Below are 23,345 nucleotides of genomic sequence, written 5' to 3'. Positions count from 1 at the left end.
CTCAGTCGAGCGTCCGCCCTCCGTCGACGACGACCGTCGTGCCGGTCACGAAGTCGCTGCCCGCGACGAGGAAGCGCACCGCCGCGGCGACGTCGCGCGCGTCGCCGAGGCGGCCGAGCGGTGTCCGCCGGACGATCGCCGCGGTCGCGGCGGGCGTTCCGTCGATCGCTTCGAGAACGGGGCCCGGCGCCACGCAGTTCACCTGCACCGCGGGCGCGAGATCGAGCGCGAGCGCGCGTGTCAGCGCCACGATGCCGGCCTTCGAGACGCTGTACGGCAGGTAGCCGGGATAGGGCCGCTCGGCGGCGATGTCGGCGAGGTTCACGATCTTGCCCGTGCCGCGCGCGCGCATGGCGCGTCCGAGGAGGAGCGAGAGCAGGTAGGGCGCCTTGAGGTTCACCGCCATGACGGCGTCCCATGCTTCGACGTCGAGAGTCTCGAGGGGCGTCCGGTAGAACACCGAGGCGTTGTTGACGAGCACGTCGACCGGCCCCATCCGGTCGGTCACGTCGGCCGCCAGGCGCTCGACGGCCCGTGGATCGGCGAGGTCCGCGGTGAAGCCTTCGGCGGTCCCGCCGGCCGCGCGGATGCCGGCGATCACCGCCTCGGCCTCGGACGTCGACGTCCGATGGCAGACGGCGACGCGCGCTCCCCCGTCGGCAAGATCCTCGGCGATGGCGCGACCGAGGCGGCGCGCGGCGCCGGTCACGAGCGCCGTCCGCCCGGCGAGGTTCATGGCGTCGGCCCGACCAGCTTCAGGATCTCGTCGATCATGCCGGGCGCCGCCGCGACCAGCTGATCCCGCGCCCGCTCGCCGCCGAGGAGCGCGCCGAGGTCGGCGACCGCGCCCGACCGGTAGCGCAGCTCGCCGCCGATGGCGCGCAGCATCGCGGCGCCCGCGGCGACGTCCCAGAGGCGGGGACGGCCGAGGATCGCGGCGACCGCGGCGCCGCGTGCGACCAGGGCCATGTGGTAGGCGGTCGAGCCGAGCGAACGGATCTTGCCCGGGAAGCGGCGCGCCTCACTCCGATGGTACTCCGAGTGCGTGAGCATGAAGAGGTCGCCCTCCCCCGCCGCCCCGGTCCGTCGCACGATCGAGCGGCCGTTCCACTCCGCGACGTCCTCGTCCGCGAGGTAGGTCTCCCCCGTCATCGGGAGGTAGGTGACGCCGCCGACCGCGATCTCGTGGCGGAGGAGTCCGAGGGTGATGCACCACGTCGGCAGACCGGAGATGAAGGCCGCGGTGCCGTCGATCGGATCGAGCGTGAGCGTGTACTCGGCGCCGCTCGTGCCGGTTGCGCCGAACTCTTCGCCGAGGACGCGAACGCCGGGGAGGAGCGCCGACATCCGCGGCGTCAGGAACTCCTCGACGGCGCGGTCGGCCGCGGTCACCAGCGTCTGGTCGGCCTTGCGCTCGGCGGTGACGTTGCGGAAGAAGCTCCGCGCGAGCTCGCCGGCTTCGATGACGGTCGGCAGCAGCGTCTGCATCGCGGGACGAGGCACACGCGCACCATACCTGAGCGACCCCGCCACGCGAAGGGCGATCAGCCGTCGCTGTCGCGAACGCTCAGCCACCGGAGGCCGCGCGCCATGTACTGGAGTCCCGAGAGCGCGGTGAAGGTCGCCGCTCCGACGAAGAGCATGAGGCGGGCGGGCGGCGGAATCGCCTCGGGCCAGGAAACGCTCACGAGCACGATCGTGACCGAGGCCAGCTGGAAGAACGTCGTCACCTTGCCGACGACGCTTGGGCGCACCTCGATCCACTCGCCGGTGAAGACGAAGAGGAAGAAGTAGCCGACGAGGAGGAAGACGTCGCGGAAGAGCACGAGGACCGTGAGCCAGTTCGGCACGAGATCCATGAGCGCAAGCACGCAGAACGAGCTCAACAAGAGGAGCTTGTCGGCGAGCGGATCGAGGATCGCGCCGAGTTCCGTCTTGGTGTTCGTGAGGCGCGCGATCGCGCCGTCGAGCGCGTCGGTAATGCCGCCGGCGACGAAGACCGCGAGCGCCATCCCGGGCCGCCCATTCGTGAGCAGGATGAGGAACGCGGGGATCGTGAGGATGCGGACGAGCGTCAGGACGTTGGGGACGTTGAGCACGCCGTCACCTCGAGCTCCTTCCGGAGCTGCCCCGCGAGTTTCGGGCTCGCGAGCGCTGTCACCCGCGCCGCGCCGTCCTCGTAGTGCTCGTGCACGACCTTCGCCGCGCGGTGCACCCACGCGAGCAGGTCGCCGCGGCTCGCGGGGATCGTCACCTCGATCCGCACCCGTTCGCGGTCGAGCCGGCGCTCGATCGCCGCGAGGAGGTCGGGAAGGCCCCGGCCGGTCGCGGCCGAGATGGCGGCGACGCCGACGATCTGCGGATGCGCCGCCACGTCCCGCGGCGGCGCCGCACCCTCTCCCGCGCGATCGATCTTGTTCCAGGCGAGGATCGTGGGGGTCGTGCCGGCGCCGATCTCGTCGAGGACGCGCTCGACGATGGCGATCTGCTGCTCCGCTTCCGGGTTCGTCGCGTCGACGACGTGCAGGAGCAGATCGGCGCGGCGCACCTCCTCGAGGGTGCTCTTGAACGCCTCGATCAGCTGGTGCGGCAGGCGGTGGATGAAGCCGACCGTGTCGACCAGGAGGGCGCGTTCGCCGCCCGGCAGATCGAGCCGGCGCACGGTCGGATCGAGCGTCGCGAAGAGCTTGTCCTCGACCAGGACGCCGGCGTCGGTGAGCGCGTTCATGAGCGTCGACTTCCCCGCGTTGGTGTAGCCGACGAGCGCGATCGTCACGTAGGGTACGTCGGCGCGCTCTTTGCGATGGAGCTCGCGCGTCCGTTCCACCTCGGCGATCCGGCGCTTCAAGCGCACGATCTTCTCGCGCACGCGCCGCCGATCGACCTCGAGCTGCGTCTCGCCGGGGCCGCGCGTGCCGACGCCGCCGCCGCCGAGGCGCGAGAGATGGGTCCAGGCCCGGGTGAGGCGCGGCAGCATGTATTCGAGCTGCGCGAGCTCCACCTGCAGCTTGCCCTCGAGGCTCCGCGCGCGGGCCGCGAAGATGTCGAGGATGAGCTGGCTCCGGTCGAGGACCTTCACCCCGATGCGCTCGGTGAGCGTGCGCTGCTGCCCCGGAGACAGGTTCTCGTCGATCAGGACGGTCGACGCGCCGAGCGCCTTGACGGTTTCGGTCAGCTCCTCGACCTTGCCCTTCCCGATGTACGTTGCGGGGCTGATCTGACGCACGTTCTGGTGGAGGATCGCGGCTGGCTCGACGCCTGCGGTCCGCGCGAGGCGCTCGAGCTCCCGCAGCGATTCGTCCGCGCCGATGCTCGCGCCGTCCTGACGCGGGCCGCCGGTATCGACCCCGACCAGCACCGCGCGCTCGATCGGTCGTCCGACGTCCCGCGTGCCCCCCTTCATCGTGGGCATCCTGACATAGGGATCGTGCGAAACGAAACCGGCGGGTTCGCGATGCCGCACGGGTCGCGCGCGGAAGCGGGCGCGCCGCCGGTCGGCGCCTTTCCCTACGGACGCGAGGGCCAGCCGTCGAGCCGGTCGGCGAGCTCGGCGAGGGACCGCACGCGCTCGCAATCGACATCGCGGTAGAGGTCGGCCATGTCGAGGAGGATGGCTCGGAGCCCCGCGGCGCGTGCGCCGACGACGTCGGTGTGGAAGAGGTCGCCGACGTGCAGGGTGGTGGCGGGTCGTGCGCCGACGCGATCGAGAGCGCGTGTGAAGATCCGAGGATCCGGCTTCTCTACCCCCTCCTCGAACGAGTCGATCACGAGGTCGACGTGCGGGCCGATGCCGACCCGATCGAGCGCCGCTCGCATGCGTCCGTTGGCGTTGGAGACGACGACGAGCTTCCGGCCAGCGGCACGCAGACGCCGGAGCGCCGGGACGACGTCCGGCGGTACGCGTTCCCAGAGGTTGTGGTCCGCGTGGTACCGCTGCAGGTCGCCGATCGCGCGATCGATCGCGCGGGCGACGGCGGGATCGATCGCGCCGCCGCGGGTCACGCCCGCGTGCGCGAAGACGCGGCCGAACACGAGCCAGCCACGCACCAGGTCGGACTGCCCCGCGGCGCCGGTGTCGACCTCGTGCTTGGCGCGCCACTCGACGGCGGCCAGAGCCTCTCCGGTCGTCGCGAGGCCGTGGCGCGCGAGCGCCTCGGCGACGCGATGCCAGTTCGGGAAGACCAGCACGCCGCCGGCGTCGAGGAAGACGGTGTCGATCGCCATCCTCGATACGTCTACTGGATGTAGTTGATACGGGCTCCGAGCCGTTCGACCGCGTCGGCGAGCTTCTCGCTCGGCGACACCTTGAACTTCGGGAGCCGCACATTGGCGACGATGCTCTGGTCGTCGTCCATCACCTGGAGGGTGACGGCGCGGTTCCCGGGGTGCGCCTGAAGCGTCCGCGACAGCGCCTCGGCGCGCTCGGGAGTGAGACCTTCCTGGAAGACCAGGCACATCTCTTTCGCGTTCTTGAAGCGCATGTCGGCGAGCGCGCCGATCTCGTCGGCGATGATCTGGCAGCGATCCTCGCCGACCTCGAGCTTGCCGGCGACGTAGATCGGTTCGTCGGAGACGATGCGGGGCTCGTACTTGCGAAAGGCCTCGGGCCACACGATCACCTCGATCGTGCCGCTCTTGTCCTCGAGGTTGAAGGTCGCGTAACGGTCGCCCTTCTTGTTGTTCTTGAGCTTGAGCGTGTGGACGACGCCGCCCGCCTTGATCTGCTCGCCGTTCTGCCGGCCGCCGAGGTCGGCGATGGCGGCGCTCACGAGGCGACGCAGGTCGTTGTCGTACTTATCGAGCGGGTGGCCCGTGATGTAGAAGCCGACGGTCTCCTTCTCGGCCGAGAGGCGTTGCTTGTCGGTCCACTCCGCCACGTTGGCAGGCGGCTTCGGCGGCGCCACGCTGTCGAGCTTGAAGAGCGTGATCTGCCCGGCCGCCTCGCCGGCGGTCGCGGCCCATTGCATCACGCGGTCGAGATAGGACGTTGCGCCCATCTCGCCCTCCGAAAGCACGGTTGCGCGTGACGTATGCAGGGAGTCGAAGGCCCCGCACTTGATCAGCGACTCGAGCACGCGGCGGTTGATCTGCTGGCCGCGGACGCGGTTGCAGAAGTCGGAGAGGTCCTTGTACGGGCCGCCCTCGTCCCGCGCCTTCTGGATGATCTCGATTGCTTTCGACCCGACGCCCTTCACGGCGCCGAGGCCGAAGCGGATGCCCTTGCTCGTGCCGCCGTGCGGCGCCGTCACCGTGAACCTCTCGCCGCTCTCGTTGATGTCGGGCGGCAGGATCGCGATGCCGTGGGTCCGGCACTCGGCGATGTTCTTGTAGGTGCTGTCGGTGTCGCCCATCTCGAGGGAGAGGAGCGCCGCCATGAACTCCGTCGGGTAGTGCGCCTTGAGGTACGCGGTCTGAAAGGAGATCAGCGCGTAGGCCGCGCTGTGGGACTTGTTGAAACCGTATGCCGCGAACTTCTCCATCTGCTCGAAGATGCGCGCCGCGAGCTCCGCCTTGATGCCCTGCCCGACCGCTCCCTTCTGGAAGCGGTCGCGTTCCTTGTCCATCTCCTCCGGCCTCTTCTTGCCCATCGCCTTGCGGAGATTGTCTGCGTCCTGGAGCGAGTAGCCGGCGAGTACCTGGGCGATCTGCATGACCTGCTCCTGGTAGATCATCGTGCCGTACGTCTCGTTCAGCACGCCCTCGAGGAGCGGGTGATCGTAGACGATCTTCTCCTTGCCGTGCTTCCGCTTGATGAAGTCCTGGTCCATGCCGCTGTCGAGCGGACCGGGCCGGAAGAGCGCGAGCGCGGCGATCAGATCCTCGAAGCGGCTCGGCCGGAGCTGGGTGATCATCTTCCGCATGCCGCCGGACTCCATCTGGAAGATGCCGACGGTGTCGCCCTTCGCGAGGAGCTTGTAGGTCTTGGGGTCGTCGAGCGGCAGCTTCGCGAGATCGAGGTCGTGCGCCTCGGGGCGGCGGGCGCGGATGATCGCCACGGCGTCGGCGAGAAAGGTCAGGGTCTTCAGGCCCAGAAAGTCGAACTTGATGAGACCGATCCATTCGACGTCGTTCATCGAGTACTGCGTGAGGACCGCGCCTTCCTTGTCGACGAAGAGCGGCAGGTACTCCGAGAGCGGCCGGTTCGCGATCACGATGCCGGCGGCATGACGCGAGGCGTGCCGCATGAGGCCTTCGAGCCGGAACGCGTAGTCGAAGAGCTCGCGCTCGCGGTCGGTGCCGCGGTCGCGCATCTCGCCGAGCCTCGGCTCGATCTTGAGCGCCTTCTCGAGCGGGTAATCCTTTCCCTGGACCGGCGCGGGGTAGAGCTTCGCCATCTTGTCGGTCTCGCCGTACGAGAACTCGAGGACGCGTCCGACGTCTTTGATGGCGGCTTTCCCCTTCAGGGTCCCGAACGTGATGATGCCGGCGACGCGGTCCTCGCCGTACTTCTCGCGTACGTAGCGGATGACTTCTTCGCGGCGCTCGTAGCAGAAGTCGACGTCGATGTCGGGCATCGACTTGCGGCCCGGGTTCAGGAAGCGCTCGAAGATCAGCTTGTAGGGTAGCGGATCGAGGTCGGTGATCCGGAGCGCGTACGCGACGAGCGAGCCCGCCGCGGAGCCTCGCCCTGGTCCGACCGGTATGCCCGCTCCCTTTGCCCAATTGATGAAATCGGAGACGATCAGAAAATAGCCGGCGAACTGCAGCTTGTTGATGCTCTGGAGCTCGAACTCGAGCCGGTCCCAATAGGGCTGCGCCGCGTCGCCGGTGATGGGCTCCTTGCCGACGCCGCAGCCGGCGGCGAGGCGCTCTTCCAAGCCCGTCCGCGCCGCCTTGTCGAGCCGCTGATCGAGGGTCTCGCCCCGGTCGGTGCGATAGGCCGGGAACTCGTAGTCGTGGCTCTTGAGCTCGAGGTCGCAACGCTTCGCGACCTCGAGCGTGTTCTCGATCGCCTCCGGAACGTCCTTGAAGGCTTCGCGCAGGTCGTCCAGGCTTTTGACGTAGAGCTGGTCCGTGTCGAACTTCCAGCGCGCCGGGTCGTTCAGCGTCTTCCCGGTCTGGATGCAGAGCAGCACCTCGTGAGCGCGCGCATCCTCCTTCGTCAGATAGTGGCAGTCGTTGGTGGCGAGGAGCGGGATGCCGAGATCCCTCCCGAGCTCCTTCAGCATCTGGTTGCACGTGTTCTGGACCGGGATGTGATTGTCCTGGATCTCGAGGTAGTAGCGGTCACCGAAGATCTCGAGATACTCGGTCGCGAGCTCGCGCCCCCGCGCGTAGTTGTCGGCCGCGAAGGCGCGGTTGATCTCGCCCGAGAGGCAGCCGCTCGTCGCGATCAGCCCGCCGTTCAGCTCGCGGAGCAGCTCCTTGTCGATACGCGGCTTGAAGTAGAAGCCCTCCTGATAGGAGAGGCTCACCATTTTGCAGAGGTTCTTGTAGCCCTGCATGTTCATGGCGAGCAGGATCATGTGGAAGTTGCCGCCCGCCTCGTAGTCGTCGGCGCGCTGCTGCGGGCCGCGCTCGGCGCGGCCGCGCGGCGCCAGATAGACCTCGCAACCGATGATCGGCTGCACCGCGTTCGCGACGCAGGTCTTGTAGAACTCGATCGCGCCGAACATGTTGCCGTGATCGGTCATCGCGACTGCCGGCATCCCGAGCTTCTTCACCTGCGGGATCAGGTTCGCGATCTTGTTGGCGCCGTCGAGGAGACTGTACTGCGTGTGCAGGTGGAGATGAACGAAGCTCATGAACCGCCCCTAGCCCTCCTTCGTCACGCCGCACCGGGCTTCGTGATGGAGCGGGAGCATGCGCCTCGCCGCGGCGGCGCGCAAGTATTTTTTCCCGGCGCAGCCCCCGCGGCGGGCGGGAGCTGCGCCGCTTCCCGGTCAGCCGAGGACGAACGCGTTCAGCTTGTTCCCGTCGAGATCGCGGAAGTAGCCGGCGTAGAAGCCGGGGCCGCGCGAGCCGGGGGCGCCTTCGTCCTTGCCGCCGAGCGCGACGGCTTTGGCATGGAGGGCGCGCACCTTGTCCTCGCTGTCCACCATGATGGCGACCATGACGCCGTTGCCGACGGTGGCCGGTTTCTTGTCGAAGGGCTCGATGACCGCGATCATCGGCGTGTTCGGGGCGGTTGCCCACGCGATGAATCTCTCCATCTCCATGGCGCGCTTCGCGCCGAGCTCGCCGAGAAGCGCGTCGTAGAAGCCTGCGGCGCGTTGCAGATCGTTGGTGCCGAGGGTGACGTAGCCGATCATGGGTCTCTCCTTGTGATGAGGGGGATGAGCAGCGGGGGGACTTCTTCGAGCGAGCGCAGCACGCGGTAAGCGGCGGCGCACGCCTCGGGCGACGGTGCCTTCATGTCCGGCACCTGGAACGTGGTCATGCCGGCGCGGCTCGCCGACAACGTGCCGGCGTCGGAGTCCTCGAATGCGGCGCAGCGTTCGGGCGCTATGCCGAGCCGGCGCGCCGCTTCCGAGTAGATGTCGGGTGCCGGCTTTCCGTGCGCGATCTCGTCGCCCGTGACGACGACGCGGAAGGGATCCGTCGAGAGGCCGCCGTACCCGAGGGTGCGCGTCGCGAGCCGGCGCTCGGTCGAGGTCGCGAGCCCGAGCGGCAGTCCGCGCTCCGCGGCGAGGGCGAGGAGCGTTCGCACGCCGGGCTTCACCGTGAGGCCCGCGGCCGCGATCTCGTGCCAGAGGGCGGGCCAGCGTACGTGGAAGCGGTCGATCGGGAACGTCGGGCCGAAGATGCGGACGAGATCCGCCTCGGCATCCTCCGTGCGGCGGCCGAGGAAGACTTCGTAGCCCTCGTCGGTGATCTCCCAACCGAGTTCGGCCGCGGCGCGCTGCCAGGAGGCGCGGTAGATGGGCTCGGTGTCGAGCATGAGCCCGTCCATGTCGAAGACGAGCGCGGTGATGATCGGGGTCGAGGTCACGGAACGGAGGCGTCTAGCAGAGCCGCGCACGCGAGTTGAGCCCCCCGGGCTCGACCGGGACATGCGCGGGAGCGTCGTCGAGGCCGGGGGGATTGGCCGCCCGGCGCTGAATCGGGCCGTTCTCGCCGCAGGCTCTCGTCGCCAGGTTGGTGGGCGCGGGCGCCACGTGGTAGGCAGCGTGACCCTATGTCGGTCGAGCCCGTCGACGTTCTCATCATCGGTGCCGGCGCCGCCGGCGCCGCCTTCGCATGGAGCATGGCGGAGACCAAGATGAACGTCCTCTGCCTGGAGCAGGGCGGCTGGATGAAGAGCGACGACTACCCGGGCCTGCGCGCCGACTGGGAAGCGCGCCAGTTCGGCGACTTCGCGTTCTCGCCGAACGTCCGCGGCCGGCGCGAGGATTATCCCGTCAACGACGCGGGCTCGCCGATCCAGATCTCGAACTTCAACGCGGTCGGCGGCAGCACGATCCTCTACGCCGCGCACTTCCCGCGCTTCCACCCGTCGGACTTCAAGGTGCGGACGCTCGACGGCGTCGGCGACGACTGGCCGATCGACTACGCGACGCTCGCTCCCTGGTACGACCTGAACGCGCGCATGATGGGCGTTTCGGGGCTGAGCGGCGATCCGATGTATCCGCCCGGCAAGCGGGTGCCGCTCCCGCCGGTGCCCCTCGGGAAGCTCGGCGAAACACTGGCGCGCGGCTTCAACGCCCTCGGCTGGCATTGGTGGCCGTCCGACAGCGCGATCACGACCGCCGAGTACGAGGGCCGCGCCGCTTGCATCAACGCCGGCACGTGTCTCATGGGCTGCCCGCAGGGCGCCAAGGCCTCGACCGACGTCACCTACTGGCCGCTCGCGATCCGCAAGGGCGTCCGTGTCGAGACCCACTGCCGGGTGCGCGAGATCACCGTCGACGAGCACGGCATGGCCGACGGTGTCGTCTTCTTCGACGCGACCGGTGTCGAGCGCCGCCAGCGGGCGCACGTCGTCGTAGTTGCGTGCAACGGGGTCGGCACGCCGCGCTTGCTGCTGAACTCGCGCTCGAAGGCCTTCCCCGACGGCCTCGCCAACCGGAGCGGCCTCGTCGGGAAGCGGCTCATGTTCCATCCGTACGCGTTGGTGACCGGCCTCTTCCCCGAGCGCCTCGAGGGCTACAAGGGGCCTCCCGGCTGCTGCATCATCAGCCAGGAGTTCTACGAGACCGATCGGTCGCGGGGCTTCGCGCGCGGCTACTCGTTCGAGATGCTGCGCGGCTTCGGTCCGGTCTCGACCGCAATGATCGGCCTCACGGCGGGCCGTATGCCCCACGGCGAGGGCCACCATCGCGCCTTCGACGAGCTCTGGGACCGAAACGCCGGCATGGTCGCGATCTGCGAGGACCTTCCCGAGGAGACGAACACCGTCACCCTCGATTCCGAGATCATGGACTCCGACGGCATCCCGGCGCCGAGGATCACCTACCGGCTCTCCGAGAACAGCCAGGCCATGCTCGAGCACGCCGTCGCTCGCGGCAAGGAAGTGCTCGCCGCGGCCGGCGCGACCGACTTCATGGTGCAGGCGCCGCTCCCGTTCGCCGGCTGGCACCTCATGGGGACCGTGCGCATGGGCGCCGACCCGGAGACCTCGGTCGTGAACGCGTGGGGCCGCGCTCACGACGTGAAGAACCTCTTCGTCATCGACGGCAGCATCTTTACGACGTCGGCGGGCGTGAATCCGACCAACACCATCCAGGCGCTCGCGCTCTACGTCGCCGACACCATGAAGAAGAATCTCGCGAACCTGTTCGATTGAGGGTACGCATCGTGACCGCCACCACCGCCTCCGACCTGAACGCCGACCAGCATCGCGCTCTCGCGTGCGTGCTCGACGCGCTGATCCCGCCGAGCGCCGACGGCCGCCTGCCCGGCGGCGGCGCAGCCGGTGTCGCATCCCACGTCGAGAACGTGCTGCGCTCCCTTCCCGATCTCCGCGCCATGGTCGTCGAGGGCCTCCGCGATCTCGACGCGCAGGCGGGCGTGCAGCACGGGCGGCCGTTCGTCGAGTGCACCGAGGCCGAGCGCGCCGCGCTCGTCGCGACGCAGGGCTTCGGTTACGCGCTCGTTCCGCACACGTACGTCGGCTACTACCAGCAGGACGCTGTGCTGCAGGCGATCGGCATGGAGCCGCGGCCGCCGCACCCGAAGGGATACCTGGTGGCGGAGAACGACCTCTCGCTACTGGCACCGGTCAAGGCGCGGAGCAAGCGCTACCGGGAGTGCTGAGCGGCGCCACGGTCGTCGTTCGATGGAGGTCAACGCGGATCCAGCCGGACGAAATGCCGCGGCGGGAACCCGGTCACGATACGGAACCACATGCTGTGCGGATGCTCACGCTCCACGCGCTCGGCTTCCGCGCCTGCGACGGAGACGACGTGGTAGGGCCCCGTCCGACCGTCCAGCGTCGCCTGCACGTCCGGGTTCGCGAGCGCGCGCCGGTACCAGGCGCGCGGCCAGTGGTTCGCGGAGGCGTACACCTTCCCGTCGGTGTCGAGGCGCGCGAGCACGCGGTCGTGCGCCGTACCGTCGGGCTCGAAGGTCGTGAGGATGAGCGTCGCGTCGCCGGCCGGCTGGATGAAGCCGATCAGGGACTCGAAGGCCGCGACGATGGCGACGTAGACGAGAACGAGGAAGACGATTGTTTTCACTTGCTCGGGACCCTTCTGCCGGAGCGCCGGCGGGTTTGCGCCGACGAACGGTCTGGGCGTGCGCCCCTTCGTGTTCGTGATTCCAGCCTGCGTTACGGTGATACCTCGAACTCCGGTGATCTGCGACCTTCGAAGAGGTCGACAGCGCCTCGCAGCGGGGGAACGCTTCGGCGGTAGGAGGCGCCGCTCCTCCCTACTTGGGCGATCATTTGCGCAGTTGCGCCGTCTGCTCGCTCTCTGCGTGACCAACGTCCGACGTCGGACATCGCTGTTCGTCACAGTGAGGATTTTCCTTCCACCGCCTCGATCGGTCGTGCTAGGAACCCGTTCTGTCAGCGACACATCTGGTTCGTGTGCGCGATCCTGCCCGGCTGTGCCAGCGCAGCCGCGCTTCGTCGACAACGGCGAGGGGACCGTCACCGACAACGCTACAGGGCTGCAGTGGAAAAAAGATTCACCGAACAGATACCGATCTTCAGCATCGCGCCTCTGGTGCTTGTTTACGGCGTGCCGACAGGATCTCGCTGTGCCTCTCGAATCAACCGAGCCCTTCCTGCCCGAGACGGAGGTTCCCCATGCCGACATTTCCTCATCCAACGTACTGGGCGAAGCGCTGCACCATCGTGATGTTGGCGGCGCTGGCCAGTGTGCTCACCTTCGACGTCGCCACTGTCAGCGCCGGACCTGACGACATCGGCACCTTCGCCGGAACTGGCACGTCAGGAACGTCGGGTGACGGCGGTCCGGCAACGGCGGCGCAACTATCGGGCCCGCTTGCCGTCGCTGCGGACACGGCGGACAACGTGTTCATTGCCGACATGTCCAACAACCGTGTTCGGAAGGTCGATCCGTCGAACACCATCACCACCGTTGCGGGCGACGGTGTTCTGGGCTTCGGTGGCGACGGCGGCCTCGCCACCGCAGCTCAGCTCGCCGAACCCCTCGGTGTCGCGGTGGACGGTACCGGGAACATCTTCATTGGCGATACGGGTAATCATCGCGTGCGGCGCGTGGACGCCGGAACGGGCATCATCACGACTGTCGCTGGCAACGGCACTTCGGGCTCTTCCGGCGACGGGGGGTTGGCGACGGCGGCGCAACTGAATCGGCCACGCGGCGTCGTGGTCGATGCCGCAGGCAATCTATTCATCGCGGACGCGTTCAACAATCGCGTGCGGAGGGTCGACGCTGTGACCGGCATCATCACCATGGTCGCTGGCGTCGCGCCTGGAGGCTTCTCGGGCGATGGAGGCCCAGCCGCGTCGGCACAGCTAAACAACCCGACGTTCCTCGCGTTCGATTCCTCCGAAAACCTGTTCATCGCCGATACTTTCAACGGTCGCGTGCGGCGCGTCGACGCGGTGAGCGGGCTCATCACGACCATCGTCGGCAACGGCGACACGCTCTACGTGGGTGATGGCATCCCGGCAACGGCAGCCGGTGGGTTGGTTCCCCTCGGGGTCGCGATTGACGGAGCAGGGAACTTGGTGTTCGCAAGCTCAGCGGGGAATCGCGTCTTCCTGGTGCATGGCGGATCGGGGCTGATCACGACGATCGCAGGGATTGGAACGTGCGGCTACACCGGCGATGCGGGCCCAGCCACTGCTGCCCAGCTCTGTAGTCCGGGGTCGGTTGCCGTCGACGCGACCGGCGAAGTGTTCATCGCCGACAACGGGAACAGCGTCGTTCGAACGATTGCCGCAGTCGGCAGTTGTGGCGACGGCGTGTCCAATGGCGGCGAGAGCTGCGACGAGGCCGTGGCTAACGGAACCAACTTGTCGTGTTGCGGTGCGATCTGCACGACCGTCGCGGATTCCGATGGTGATGGCCCCTGTGACGCGATCGACCCTTGCACCAACGTGGCGGGCGCCCGCAATTTCGCCGTCAAACCTCCCGCCAAGCTGATCGTGGGCAAGATCAACACCGACACGACGCCGTTGAACGACAAGCTCTCCCTTGCCGGAGAGTTCGTTCAAGATGGCGCTCCGCTCTTTGCTACGCTCGATCCTTCCTCTCGGGGGGTTCACCTGCTCGTCCAGAACTCGGGCGGCGTGACGCGCATTGACGTACGACTCCCAGGAGGATCATACGCCGGCAAAGGGACACGGGGATGGGGCCTCGCCGGCTCGGGCAAGAAGTGGGGGTACAAGGATGCGACGGGCAATCCGATTGCTGGGATCGCCAAGATGGCGATCGCCGACAAAGCCAAAACAGCACCTGGCCGGGTTGCGATCAAGGCTCAGGGAAGCAAAGGAACCTACCCGGTAGTCAGCGGAGACGAGCCGCTTCGTGCAATCGTCGTGCTCGGGGGACCAAACGACGGCGCAGCAGGACGTTGTGGGGAAACGGCGTTTGCGCCTGGAGACTGCGCGTTCAACAGTTCACAAGCGACGTTGATCTGTAAGTGAGCTCCGTATAGCGAGATGGACGATCGAAAGGGAGAGCGTCACCGAGTTTGCGCGTCGGGCGGCCGTTTCTGAAACGACTCGCTACTCCCATTCGATCGTCGCCGGCGGCTTCGACGACACGTCGTAGACGACGCGGTTCACCCCCGCCACCTCGTTGATGATCCGGTTCGAGAGGTGCGCGAGCAGATCGTACGGCAGCCGCGCCCAATCGGCGGTCATCCCATCGACGCTCTCCACCGCCCGAATGGCGATGACGTTCTCGTAGGTGCGCTCGTCGCCCATGACGCCGACGGTCTTCACCGGCAGGAGCACGGCGAAGGACTGCCAGATCTTGCGGTACAGTCCGGCGGCCTTGATCTCGCCGACGACGATGGTGTCGACGGCGCGCAGGATGAACAGGCGTTCCTCCGTGACCGCGCCGAGGATGCGGATCGCCAATCCGGGGCCGGGGAACGGCTGGCGCTGGAGGATCTCGTCGGGGACGTCGACGAGCTTGCCGAGCTCGCGGACCTCGTCCTTGAAGAGCTCGCGGAGCGGCTCGACGAGCGTGAGGTGCATGCGCTCCGGGAGGCCTCCGACGTTGTGGTGGCTCTTGATGGTGGCGGACGGACCCTTGAACGAGACCGACTCGATGACGTCGGGATAGAGCGTGCCCTGAGCGAGAAACGCGACGCCGGGGATCTTCCTGGCCTCGGCTTCGAAGACCTCGATGAAGACCCGGCCGATCGTCTTGCGCTTCACCTCGGGGTCCTCGACGCCCGCCAGCGCGTCCAGGAATCGCTTGCGGGCATCGACGACCTTCAAGCGTTCGCCGAACCTCCCGCGAAACGCCTCGGCGACGCGCTCGGCCTCTCCCGCCCGGAGCACACCGTTGTCGACGAACACGCAGGTGAGCTTGGCGCCGACGGCCCGATCGATGATGGCGGCGGCGACGGCGGAGTCGACGCCGCCCGACAGGGCGCAGATGACCTTCTCGTCGGCGACCTGGCGCCGAATCTTGTCGACCTCCTGGTCGACGAAGTTCTCCATGGTCCAGGTGGGCTTCGCACCGCAGATGGCGAAGACGAAGTTCCGCAGCACGATGGTGCCCTGCTCGCTGTGGTGGACCTCGGGATGGAACTGGATGCCCCAGCGTCGATGCTTGACGTCGCTGCACGCCGCGATCGGCGAGTTGCCGCTGTGAGCGATGACCTTCCATCCGGGGGCGAGGCTCTCCATCCGGTCGCCGTGACTCATCCAGACGGTCGAATTGTCGACGAGCTCCGCGATGTCGGCGAAGAGGTCGCTCGCGTCGTCGATGGTGATCCTGGCGGCGCCGTACTCGCGGTGCGTCGCGCGCGCGACCTTGCCGCCGGCGAGGTGGTTCAGGACGTTCATTCCGTAGCAGATGCCGAGGATGGGGACGCCGGCGTCCAGGATGGCCTCGTCGGGGAGCGGCGCGTCCTCGGCGTACACGCTCGACGGACCGCCGGACAGGATGATGCCTTCCGGGGCGAGCTTCCGCACCGTCTCGAGCGGGACGCTGTAGGGGTGGATCTCGCAGTAGACGTGCTGCTCGCGGATGCGCCGCGCGATGAGCTGCGTGTACTGGCTGCCGAAGTCGAGAACGAGAATCATGCGCCCCCCGCCGCTGTGATAGACGCGGCGCCAGCGCCGCGATCCTCGCGCCTATTCGAGTCGGTAGTTCGGTGCTTCCTTGGTGATCACCACGTCGTGGGCGTGGCTCTCGCGCATGCCCGCGGAGCTGATCTTCATGAACCGCGTCTTGGTGCGGAGATCGTCGAGCGTGCGGCAACCGCAGTAGCCCATGCCGGCCTTCAGGCCGCCGACGAGCTGATGGATGTTGAAGGCGAGGCTCCCTTTGTAGGAGACACGGCCCTCGATGCCTTCCGGGACGAGCTTCATGTCGGGCTCGTCGCCCTGGAAGTAGCGGTCTCGACTCCCCTCCTTCATCGCCTCGATCGAGCCCATGCCGCGATAGAGCTTGTAGGTGCGGCCCTGAAAGAGGATCGTCTCGCCGGGGCTCTCCTCGGTGCCGGCGAAGAGGCTGCCGATCATGATGGCGTGGGCGCCGGCGGCGATCGCTTTCGTGATGTCGCCCGAGAAACGCACGCCGCCGTCGGCGATGACGGGGACGTCGGTGCCCTTGACGGCGCGCGCGGCGCCGAGCACGGCCGTGAGCTGCGGCATGCCGACGCCGGAGATGATGCGGGTCGTGCAGATCGAGCCGACACCCATGCCGACCTTCACGCCGTCGGCGCCGGCCTTCACGAGGGCGCGGGCGCCCTCTTCCGTGCCGACGTTGCCGGCGACGACGTCCACGTCGGGCCACTGGCGTTTGACCTCACGCACGGTGTCGAGGACGTTTCTCGAGTGGCCGTGGGCCGTGTCGACCGCCAGCACGTCGACCCCGGCGCGGACCAGCGCCTCGACGCGCGCTTCCCGGTCCGGTCCGACGCCGACCGCGCCGCCGACCCGCAGCCGGCCGCGCCCGTCCTTGCAGGCGTTCGGGTAATCGGTCGTCTTCTGGATGTCCTTCACGGTGATGAGGCCGCGCAATCGGAGCTCGTCGTCGACGACGAGCAGCTTCTCGATGCGGTTCGCGTGCAGGATCTCCTTCGCCTGCTCGAGCGAGATACCCGGCTTCGCGGTGACGAGGTTGTCTTTCGTCATGACCTCCGAGACGGGACGGTCGAGCCGCTTCTCGAAGCGAAGGTCGCGGTGCGTGAGGATGCCGACCAGGCGGCCGTCGCGCGTGACCGGCAGGCCGGAAATCGAGAACTGCTTCATTACCTCGAGGGCGTCGGCGATGCGCTGGTCGGGGTGGACGGTGACGGGGTCGGCGATCATGCCGCTCTCCGACTTCTTCACCTTCTCGACCTCGCGTGCCTGTACTTCGACCGGCATGTTGCGGTGGACGAAGCCGATGCCGCCCTCCTGCGCCATGCTGATCGCCATCCGCGACTCGGTGACCGTGTCCATGGCGGCCGACGCGAGCGGGATGTTCAGCGTGATGTGGCGCGAGAGCTTGGTCGTGACGATCGCGTCCTTCGGGATGATCTCGCTCTCGGCGGGCACCAAGAGCACGTCGTCGAAGGTGAGGCCCTCCTCGAGCTCACGCCAATCCATGGCGACCTCCGTGGGCGGGGGGCAACGCGGCCGAGCCGAGACCCGAGAAACACGAAAGCCCCGGGCGCGTGCGAGGGCGTTCGGGGCTTCGAGGCGGTGGGGGAACGGCGGAGAGGACTTCCATGTCCCTTCCTAACAAGGGTCTCCCGCACTGACAAGCGCGCGGGCCGCGCCGAGCGCCGGCGCGAACATTGGGACGGCCCGCGGCTCGTGATACGCAGCGCGGCAGCATGATCACCACGTTCCGCGACGTGTCCCCCCGCATCGACCCGACGGCCTTCGTCGCCGCGAGCGCCGTCGTGATCGGCGACGTGATCGTCGGGCCCGAGTCGAGCCTCTGGTTCCACACGGTGGTGCGCGGCGACATCGGGCCGATCCGGATCGGCTCGCGGACGAATCTCCAGGACCACGTGACGGTGCACGTCGTCGGCGGCGCGCACGACGTGACGATCGGCGACGACGTCACGGTCGGCCATCGCGCGATCGTCCACGGCTGCGTGCTCGGCCACCGCGTCCTCGTCGGGATGGGGGCGATCGTGCTCGACGGGGTCGAGATCGGGGCCGACTGCCTGGTCGGCGCGGGGGCGCTCGTGACGCCGGGGACGAAGGTGCCGCCCGGACGGCTCGTGCTCGGCAACCCGGCGCGCGTCGTGCGCGAGCTCCGCGCGGACGAGCGCGCGTCGCTCCGCGCGTCGGCGGCGCATTACGTCGGCTATGCCGCCGAGTACCGGGCCGCGGGCATCGCTTGAGCGTCCCGCCGCACGCGAACGGAGATCACGACGCGAACGGCGATCACGCGGCGGCCGCGTGCTCGGCGCGTTGCAGCGCGACGACGACCTCGGCCGCGTAGAGGAAGATCGTCGCCGACATGTAGATCCACACCATCACGGCGACGAGCGCGCCGAGCGAGCCGTACACGACGTAGAACTGCGCGAGATTCGCCAGGTACCAGAGGAAGATGCGCCGTCCGACCTCCCAGAGTCCGGCGCCGATGCAGCCGCCGGTGAACGCCTCCCGCCAGCCGACGTAGGCGTGCGGGAAGACGCGCAGCGAGAGCGTGAAAGCGCCGACGACGAGGGCGACCGACGTGAGGTACTGGACCCGCAGCCCCCTGGCGAGCGGTACGAGGAGGTCGTGGCCGAGCGGCGCGAGGGTCGGGTCGGCGCGGAGCGCGTGGATCAACAGGCCGACGTAGAACGAGAAGAGCATGACGAGCCCCATGCCGACGACGACGCACAGGGAGAGGAGGCGCGAGCGCCAGAAGCCGCGCCGGCGGCCGACGGTGAAGACGCGGTCGAGCGCGAACTCGATCGCCTGGAAGACGAGGCTCGCCGCGATGACCAGGGCGCCGAGTCCGAGCCACGAAAGGCGGCCGCGGTTCTGCACGACCCATTCGAGGTTGCGGGTGAAGTCGTCGCTCAGGTGCGGGATGAACTCGCGCACCCACCGGAGGACGGCGCCGTACGTGTCCTGCGACGAGCCGATCACGTACCCGGCGACCGCGATCACGAGAAAGAGGACCGGGATCAGCGAGAGCAGCGCGTAGAACGAGATCGCGGCGGCGAGCGTCGGGCAGCCGTCGGCGTAGAAGCGGGTCGCCGCGGTGCGGAGCGCCCGCGCGACTGCGACGAACGAGCGAGCGGCGACAGCGGCGGCCGGGCGGTCGTCGGACGGGTCGGCGCGGGTGAGCGTGTCGCGGAACGCCATGGACGACGAGGTCAGTGCCGAGCCCGGAAGCTCACGCGGAGGGGGGTGCCCTTCAAACGGAACGCGCTCGCGATCTGGTTCGAAAGGTAGCGATGGTAGCTCGGATGGATGCTTGCGGGGATACTGGAAAAGACGACGACCGTCGGGGGTCGGCGTCCCACCTGGGTCGCATAGTAGATGCGTGGGCGGCGTCCCCGCACCGCCGGCGCCTCTTTCGCCCGGAACGCCTCCATCAGCACCTGGTTGAGGCGCGCGGTCTGGAGCTCGGCCGCGTGCGCCGCGGCGACGCGCTTCACTGCCGGCAGCACCGTCTCGACGCCGGCGCCGGTCCTGGCGGAGATCGTCAGCATCGGGAAGCCCTCGAGCGTCGGCATGAGGCGCGCGAGGTTCTCGAGGTAGGCTTTGGGCTTCTCGTCGCGGCGGAGGTCCCACTTGTTGACGACGAGGACGAGCCCCCGGCCCTCGTTCCACGCCAGCGCGGCGAGCCTCTGGTCCTGGGTGGTGAGCCCTTCGACGGCATCGATCACCAACACGGCCACGTCGGCGCGGCCGAGCGCCTTGATGGCGCTCCCGACCGACGAGCGCTCGAGCGGGTCGTGGACCTTGCTGCGGCGGCGGATGCCCGCGGTGTCGACGAGCACGTAGCGCGTGCCGCCCACGTCGAGCAACGTGTCGAGCGCGTCGCGCGTGGTCCCGGCGGTGGCGTCGACGATGGCGCGCTCGTAGCCGAGGAGGCGGTTCACGAGCGACGACTTGCCCGCGTTCGGCCGGCCGATGATCGCGACGCGGATGGCGTCGACGGCGGCGCCCGTCTCTCCGTCCACGGACGCGACCGGGGTCGCCGCGAGGATGCGATCGACGAGCTCCGGGATGCCGTGGCCGTGCGCGGCGGAGACGGGGATCAGCTCGTCGGCCCCGAGCCGGTAGAACTCCGAGCCCTGCGCGAGCCGGCCCGGCGAGTCGAGCTTGTTGACGACGAAGAGCACCGGAACGCTCCGCCGGCGGAGCTCGGCGGCGGCCGCCTCGTCGGCGGCGGAAAGCCCGGACTTGCCGTCGAGTACGTAGACGACGAGGGCCGCGTGCTCGACCGCGGAGAGGCTCGTGTCGCGGACGGCCCGGTCGAGGCGATCCGCGCTCGGCGTGGCGACGGCGGCGGTGCGGTGGTCGCCCTCGAAGCCTCCGGTGTCGACGAGCAGCACGGCGCGGTCGCCGAAAGTGGCGACGGCCTCGACGACGTCGCGCGTGACCCCCGGCGTCGGGTCGACGACGGCCTTCCTGCGGCGGAGGAGACGATTGAAGAGCGACGACTTCCCGGCGTTGGGGCGGCCCGCGAGCACGACCCGCGGGAGCGCCTGCGCCTCGACGCTGCCGGGCGCGATCTCGCGCCGCGGAGCGCGCTCGGGACGCGGAGCGCGCGGCGGCCGCTGTTCCGACCCCGCCCCGCCGGGCGCCGTCCGCGCGGCGCGGCCATTCCGTGGCGCGCCGTCGGCGTCGCGCCGCGGCCGCGGCACGGATGCCCCGGGCGAGCGCGGAGCCTTCGGCGGCCGAGGCGTCGCGGCCCGTGGCTTCCCGCCTCGGCGCCGCTCGCGCTTCCGCTCGGTCGCGTGCTTCGCGGAATCGAGGCGTCCCCGTCCCTTCATCGCGGACCCTCTGCGCGCGCGTCAGATCCCGAGCTCACCGAGCATCCTCGGGTTCTTGCTCCACTCCGGTACCACCTTCACGTGCAGCTCGAGGTAGATCCGGCAGCCGAAGCACTGCTCCAGCGAGAGGCGCGCGGCTCTGCCGATGTCGCGGACGCGCTGGCCGCGCTCGCCGATGATGATCCCCTTCTGGCTGTCGCGTTCGACGATGATGCTGGCGGTGACGACGACGAGGTTGCGGCCGGGCTCTTCCCGGAACGCCTCGACGACGACGGCCGTCGTGTAAGGCACCTCGTCGCGCGTCTGGGCGATGACCTTCTCGCGGACGATTTCGGCGGCGAGGAAGCGCTCGCTCTGCTCGGTGACCTGATCCGGCGGGTAGAGCGGCGGCCCGACGGGGAGCTTCGCCGTCAGCACCTCGCACAGGCGCTCCACGTTGTCGCCGGTCTTGCCGCTCACCGGGACGAGCTCGGCGTTCGACAGGAGGGCCTGAGCGTCCGTGCACGCCGGGAGGAGCGCGCTCTTGGAGACGAGATCGATCTTGGTGAGCGCGATCACCGTGTGGGGCCGTCCCTGGACGTCGCCGGCGACGTGGCGGTCGGCCCCGGTGATTCCGGCCGAGGCATCGAGGACGAGCACGACCACGTCGGCATCGCCGAGCGCCTGGCGCGCGGTGGTGACGAGGCGGGCGTTCATCGGCGTCTTCGCGTGGTGGATGCCGGGCGTGTCCACGAAGACGAGCTGCGCCCGCGGGCGGTTCAGGATGCCGACGATCCGGTTCCGGGTCGTCTGCGGCTTGTTGGCGACGGCGGCGAGCGTCGTGCCGACGACCTGGTTCAACAACGTGGACTTCCCGACGTTCGGACGTCCGACGAGCGCGATGAAGCCCGCCCGGTGGTCCCGTGGTGCAGGGTCGCTCAACGCCGCAAGGCTCCTCGCAGCTCGCGCGCGAGCTGGTCGACGGTGCTGCTCGTCCCGCCGGCGAGCTTCTGGCGCCACTCGGCTTCGGTCTCGAAGCGCGAGTCGCCGATCGTCTCGCCCCAGGGCGCGATGACCTCGCGGATCGCGTTGGCGTCGGCCGGGTCACGGCGATTCGCCTTCACGGCCGCGATCACGTCCGGCACGACACGCAGGAAGGCCCGCAGCGCCATACCGGTCTTGATCGAGTACTTGCGGCCGTGCCACGCCGCCGCGAAGACGTGCGAGATCTGCTTGAAGTAGTTCAGGAAGAAGCGCTTGGCGTGATCGAGGAAGCGGTCGGCGTCGCGGCCGCCGAGCGCCTGCACCGAGGTGAAGATGTTCTTGAGCTCCTCGGCGAGCGGCGCCTGTGCGACCCGGCCTTTGCCGACCCCGAAGAGCTTGATCTCGCCGTGGAGCGGCGAGCCCGCGTCCTCGGAGAGCGCGCGGATGATGTCGTGGCTGGTCGCGAGGGTCTTGTCGGGATAGAGCCGCCGACCCGCGAGGCTGATCAGGTGCGACGGGTTCAGCTTCGTATGCTTGGCGTTGATGGTGACGAACATCTCGACGGCCTGGTCGGGCGCGAGCCGGTCGAAGATGACCGCCGGCACCTGGACGTCGCCGATCGGCCGCGTCTCGGCGAGCTGGTGCAGCGCGAGCAGGCGGTGCTGGCCGTCGAGGGCGCGCAGCATGCCCGCCTCGGTCGGGACGTGGAGGATGCCGAGGGCGCGGTTCCCGCCGAGCGCGTTGAAATCGAGCCGTTTCTCGGAGACGAGGAGCACGGCGCCGGGGATGGCGGGCAGGTTCCCCGCTTCGGCGCACTGGTTGTAGTACTCGATCAGCTCGACGATCTTCTTCCGGATGACGGGGCGCTGGTAGGCCTCGGCGCTCCGCGCGATGCGCTTCTCGAGCAGCTCCCAATTGATGGCGGCGGCTCGCTTCTTCTTGCCTTTCCCCTGGGACATCCCGGCGTCGACGACGCCGGCGTCGTAGGAGAGCACCTCGAAGCGGACGAGCTTCTGCACGTCGGTGCCGGTGAGGACGGCCTGGTAGAAGTCGACGCCGAACTGCCGGACACGGATCGCGGGAACAGGAATCATCGCTGACCTCTCGTTCCGGAGGACGATGCCGCTCGTGACGTGCCGGCGCCGTCATCGCCCGCGCGTCCTCCCGTCTCGCTTACGTTCGCCCGCCGGGGCACGACCGTCTGCGCTTCCGCGCGCAGCGCCTCCAAGGCCTCCATGGCAGCCGCTTGCTCCGCGCTCTTCTTGGTGCGGCCTTCGCCGCGGCCGAAGGTGCGGGTGCCGACCGAGATCTGACTGACGAAATGCTTCGCGTGATCCGGCCCCGTCTCCATGACGAGCGTGTAGGTCGGCGTCGCTTTGAAGAGCTTCTGGGTGATTTCCTGGAGCCGGGTCTTGCAGTCCTCGACGGCGCTCGGGCTGCGCGACCGGATGTCGCTTGCGAACTGCCGCGCGAGGATGCGCCTCGTGGTGACGAACCCGCGGTCGAGGTAGATGGCGCCGATCAGGGCTTCGAAGGCGGCGGCGAGGATCGACTCCTTGCTGCGGCCGCCCGACTTCTCCTCGCCCTTGCCGAGCTTGAGCAACTCGCCGAGCCCGAGGGCGGCGGCTTTCTGGGCGAGGATGCGCGCGTTCACCAGCGAGGCGCGGAGCTTCGAGAGCTCGCCTTCGTGGTGCTGCGGCGAGTGCTTCATGAGGAGGTCGCTGACGGCGAGCTCCAGGACCGCGTCGCCGAGGAACTCGAGCTTCTCGTTGTTGCGGGCGCCGCGGGTCGCCGAGAAGGAGCGATGGGTGAGCGCGGTGTCGAGGAGGTCGTGGTTGCGAAACTCGTAGCCGAGCCGCTCCTCGATCGGGTGCTTGTGG

General features: G+C 68.8%; 20 protein-coding genes. 4 read left to right on the top strand and 16 right to left on the bottom strand.

The annotated features are described in order from the left end of the window. Window position 1: 1 nt before the first annotated feature. From IT293_20550 to IT293_20515, 8 genes are all read right to left on the bottom strand, one after another. Window positions 2-736 carry an SDR family oxidoreductase gene (locus IT293_20550; protein MCC6767054.1) on the bottom strand — a complete coding sequence of 245 codons (735 nt, stop codon included), beginning with the start codon at window positions 734-736 and terminating at the stop codon, window positions 2-4. Further along, window positions 733-1,503 carry an inositol-phosphate phosphatase gene (locus tag IT293_20545; GenBank protein ID MCC6767053.1) on the bottom strand — a complete coding sequence of 257 codons (771 nt, stop codon included), beginning with the start codon at window positions 1,501-1,503 and terminating at the stop codon, window positions 733-735. Before IT293_20545 ends, IT293_20550 begins: the two co-directional genes overlap by 4 nt. 41 nt (window positions 1,504-1,544) lie before the next feature. Then, the gene (locus IT293_20540) at window positions 1,545-2,099 is read right to left on the bottom strand and encodes a CDP-alcohol phosphatidyltransferase family protein (GenBank protein MCC6767052.1); all 555 of its coding nucleotides are present in this window, start codon (window positions 2,097-2,099) and stop codon (window positions 1,545-1,547) included. Then, window positions 2,075-3,403 (bottom strand): GTPase HflX, encoded by a 1,329-nt coding sequence (gene hflX / locus IT293_20535; GenBank protein ID MCC6767051.1) that lies wholly within the window; start codon window positions 3,401-3,403, stop codon window positions 2,075-2,077. The genes IT293_20540 and hflX overlap by 25 nt, the downstream gene beginning before the upstream one ends. A 104-nt stretch (window positions 3,404-3,507) precedes the next feature. Continuing rightward, window positions 3,508-4,224 carry an HAD-IA family hydrolase gene (locus IT293_20530; protein ID MCC6767050.1) on the bottom strand — a complete coding sequence of 239 codons (717 nt, stop codon included), beginning with the start codon at window positions 4,222-4,224 and terminating at the stop codon, window positions 3,508-3,510. An 11-nt stretch (window positions 4,225-4,235) separates the two neighbouring features. Beyond that, complete coding sequence (gene dnaE / locus IT293_20525) at window positions 4,236-7,745, bottom strand: DNA polymerase III subunit alpha (protein ID MCC6767049.1); 3,510 nt, start codon at window positions 7,743-7,745, stop codon at window positions 4,236-4,238. Between the two features lie 138 nt (window positions 7,746-7,883). Then, window positions 7,884-8,252, bottom strand: coding sequence for a VOC family protein (locus IT293_20520; GenBank protein ID MCC6767048.1), 369 nt, complete (start codon window positions 8,250-8,252; stop codon window positions 7,884-7,886). Then, the gene (locus tag IT293_20515; GenBank protein ID MCC6767047.1) at window positions 8,249-8,932 is read right to left on the bottom strand and encodes an HAD family phosphatase; all 684 of its coding nucleotides are present in this window, start codon (window positions 8,930-8,932) and stop codon (window positions 8,249-8,251) included. The genes IT293_20520 and IT293_20515 overlap by 4 nt, the downstream gene beginning before the upstream one ends. Window positions 8,933-9,118: 186 nt before the next feature. Here IT293_20515 and IT293_20510 point away from each other — a divergent pair, with 186 nt between their 5' ends. Both IT293_20510 and IT293_20505 read left to right on the top strand, forming a co-directional pair. Beyond that, the gene (locus tag IT293_20510; GenBank protein ID MCC6767046.1) at window positions 9,119-10,726 is read left to right on the top strand and encodes a GMC family oxidoreductase; all 1,608 of its coding nucleotides are present in this window, start codon (window positions 9,119-9,121) and stop codon (window positions 10,724-10,726) included. Between the two features lie 11 nt (window positions 10,727-10,737). Beyond that, complete coding sequence (locus tag IT293_20505; protein ID MCC6767045.1) at window positions 10,738-11,196, top strand: gluconate 2-dehydrogenase subunit 3 family protein; 459 nt, start codon at window positions 10,738-10,740, stop codon at window positions 11,194-11,196. A gap of 29 nt (window positions 11,197-11,225) precedes the next feature. Here IT293_20505 and IT293_20500 read toward each other — a convergent pair whose 3' ends face one another. Continuing rightward, entirely contained in the window at window positions 11,226-11,618 is a 393-nt protein-coding gene (locus tag IT293_20500; protein MCC6767044.1) for a hypothetical protein, read from the bottom strand. Between the two features lie 575 nt (window positions 11,619-12,193). Here IT293_20500 and IT293_20495 point away from each other — a divergent pair. Next, window positions 12,194-14,026, top strand: coding sequence for a hypothetical protein (locus IT293_20495; GenBank protein ID MCC6767043.1), 1,833 nt, complete (start codon window positions 12,194-12,196; stop codon window positions 14,024-14,026). An 81-nt stretch (window positions 14,027-14,107) separates the two neighbouring features. Here IT293_20495 and guaA read toward each other — a convergent pair whose 3' ends face one another. Both guaA and guaB read right to left on the bottom strand, forming a co-directional pair. Then, entirely contained in the window at window positions 14,108-15,643 is a 1,536-nt protein-coding gene (gene guaA, locus IT293_20490) for a glutamine-hydrolyzing GMP synthase (GenBank protein MCC6767042.1), read from the bottom strand. 51 nt (window positions 15,644-15,694) lie between these two features. After that, on the bottom strand, window positions 15,695-17,155 hold the full coding sequence (gene guaB / locus IT293_20485) for an IMP dehydrogenase (GenBank protein MCC6767041.1): 1,461 nt from the start codon (window positions 17,153-17,155) through the stop codon (window positions 15,695-15,697). Window positions 17,156-17,385: 230 nt separating this feature from the next. On the opposite strand from guaB, the gene IT293_20480 reads away from it, so the two are divergent. Further along, window positions 17,386-17,904: a gamma carbonic anhydrase family protein gene (locus IT293_20480; protein MCC6767040.1), complete on the top strand. Its 519-nt coding sequence runs from the start codon at window positions 17,386-17,388 to the stop codon at window positions 17,902-17,904. A gap of 43 nt (window positions 17,905-17,947) precedes the next feature. On the opposite strand, the gene IT293_20475 is transcribed toward IT293_20480, so the two are convergent. The 5 genes from IT293_20475 to rnc form a co-directional block, all read right to left on the bottom strand. Next, window positions 17,948-18,862 (bottom strand): YihY/virulence factor BrkB family protein, encoded by a 915-nt coding sequence (locus IT293_20475; protein ID MCC6767039.1) that lies wholly within the window; start codon window positions 18,860-18,862, stop codon window positions 17,948-17,950. 11 nt (window positions 18,863-18,873) lie between these two features. Further along, entirely contained in the window at window positions 18,874-20,373 is a 1,500-nt protein-coding gene (gene der, locus IT293_20470; protein ID MCC6767038.1) for a ribosome biogenesis GTPase Der, read from the bottom strand. A gap of 150 nt (window positions 20,374-20,523) precedes the next feature. Further along, a complete protein-coding gene (era, locus tag IT293_20465) occupies window positions 20,524-21,423 on the bottom strand; it encodes a GTPase Era (protein MCC6767037.1) in 900 nt (299 codons plus the stop codon). Further along, complete coding sequence (locus IT293_20460) at window positions 21,420-22,559, bottom strand: DGQHR domain-containing protein (protein ID MCC6767036.1); 1,140 nt, start codon at window positions 22,557-22,559, stop codon at window positions 21,420-21,422. The genes era and IT293_20460 overlap by 4 nt, the downstream gene beginning before the upstream one ends. Then, window positions 22,556-23,332 carry a ribonuclease III gene (gene rnc, locus IT293_20455; protein ID MCC6767035.1) on the bottom strand — a complete coding sequence of 259 codons (777 nt, stop codon included), beginning with the start codon at window positions 23,330-23,332 and terminating at the stop codon, window positions 22,556-22,558. The genes IT293_20460 and rnc overlap by 4 nt, the downstream gene beginning before the upstream one ends. Window positions 23,333-23,345 lie beyond the last annotated feature (13 nt).

The organism is Deltaproteobacteria bacterium, from assembly GCA_020848745.1.
Taxonomy (GTDB): domain Bacteria; phylum Desulfobacterota; class Binatia; order UTPRO1; family UTPRO1; genus UTPRO1.
This window is presented reverse-complemented; position numbering and strand designations above follow the sequence as displayed.

What these genes read in the sequence shown, in the direction of transcription:
- IT293_20550 (MCC6767054.1), bottom strand. Translation starts at nt 736, where the DNA reads ATGAACCTCGCCGGGCGGACGGCGCTCGTGACCGGCGCCGCGCGCCGC.
- hflX (MCC6767051.1), bottom strand. Translation starts at nt 3,403, where the DNA reads ATGAAGGGGGGCACGCGGGACGTCGGACGACCGATCGAGCGCGCGGTG.
- IT293_20530 (MCC6767050.1), bottom strand. Translation starts at nt 4,224, where the DNA reads ATGGCGATCGACACCGTCTTCCTCGACGCCGGCGGCGTGCTGGTCTTC.
- dnaE (MCC6767049.1), bottom strand. Translation starts at nt 7,745, where the DNA reads ATGAGCTTCGTTCATCTCCACCTGCACACGCAGTACAGTCTCCTCGAC.
- IT293_20520 (MCC6767048.1), bottom strand. Translation starts at nt 8,252, where the DNA reads ATGATCGGCTACGTCACCCTCGGCACCAACGATCTGCAACGCGCCGCA.
- IT293_20510 (MCC6767046.1), top strand. Translation starts at nt 9,119, where the DNA reads ATGTCGGTCGAGCCCGTCGACGTTCTCATCATCGGTGCCGGCGCCGCC.
- IT293_20495 (MCC6767043.1), top strand. Translation starts at nt 12,194, where the DNA reads ATGCCGACATTTCCTCATCCAACGTACTGGGCGAAGCGCTGCACCATC.
- guaA (MCC6767042.1), bottom strand. Translation starts at nt 15,643, where the DNA reads ATGATTCTCGTTCTCGACTTCGGCAGCCAGTACACGCAGCTCATCGCG.
- guaB (MCC6767041.1), bottom strand. Translation starts at nt 17,155, where the DNA reads ATGGATTGGCGTGAGCTCGAGGAGGGCCTCACCTTCGACGACGTGCTC.
- IT293_20480 (MCC6767040.1), top strand. Translation starts at nt 17,386, where the DNA reads ATGATCACCACGTTCCGCGACGTGTCCCCCCGCATCGACCCGACGGCC.
- IT293_20475 (MCC6767039.1), bottom strand. Translation starts at nt 18,862, where the DNA reads ATGGCGTTCCGCGACACGCTCACCCGCGCCGACCCGTCCGACGACCGC.
- IT293_20460 (MCC6767036.1), bottom strand. Translation starts at nt 22,559, where the DNA reads ATGATTCCTGTTCCCGCGATCCGTGTCCGGCAGTTCGGCGTCGACTTC.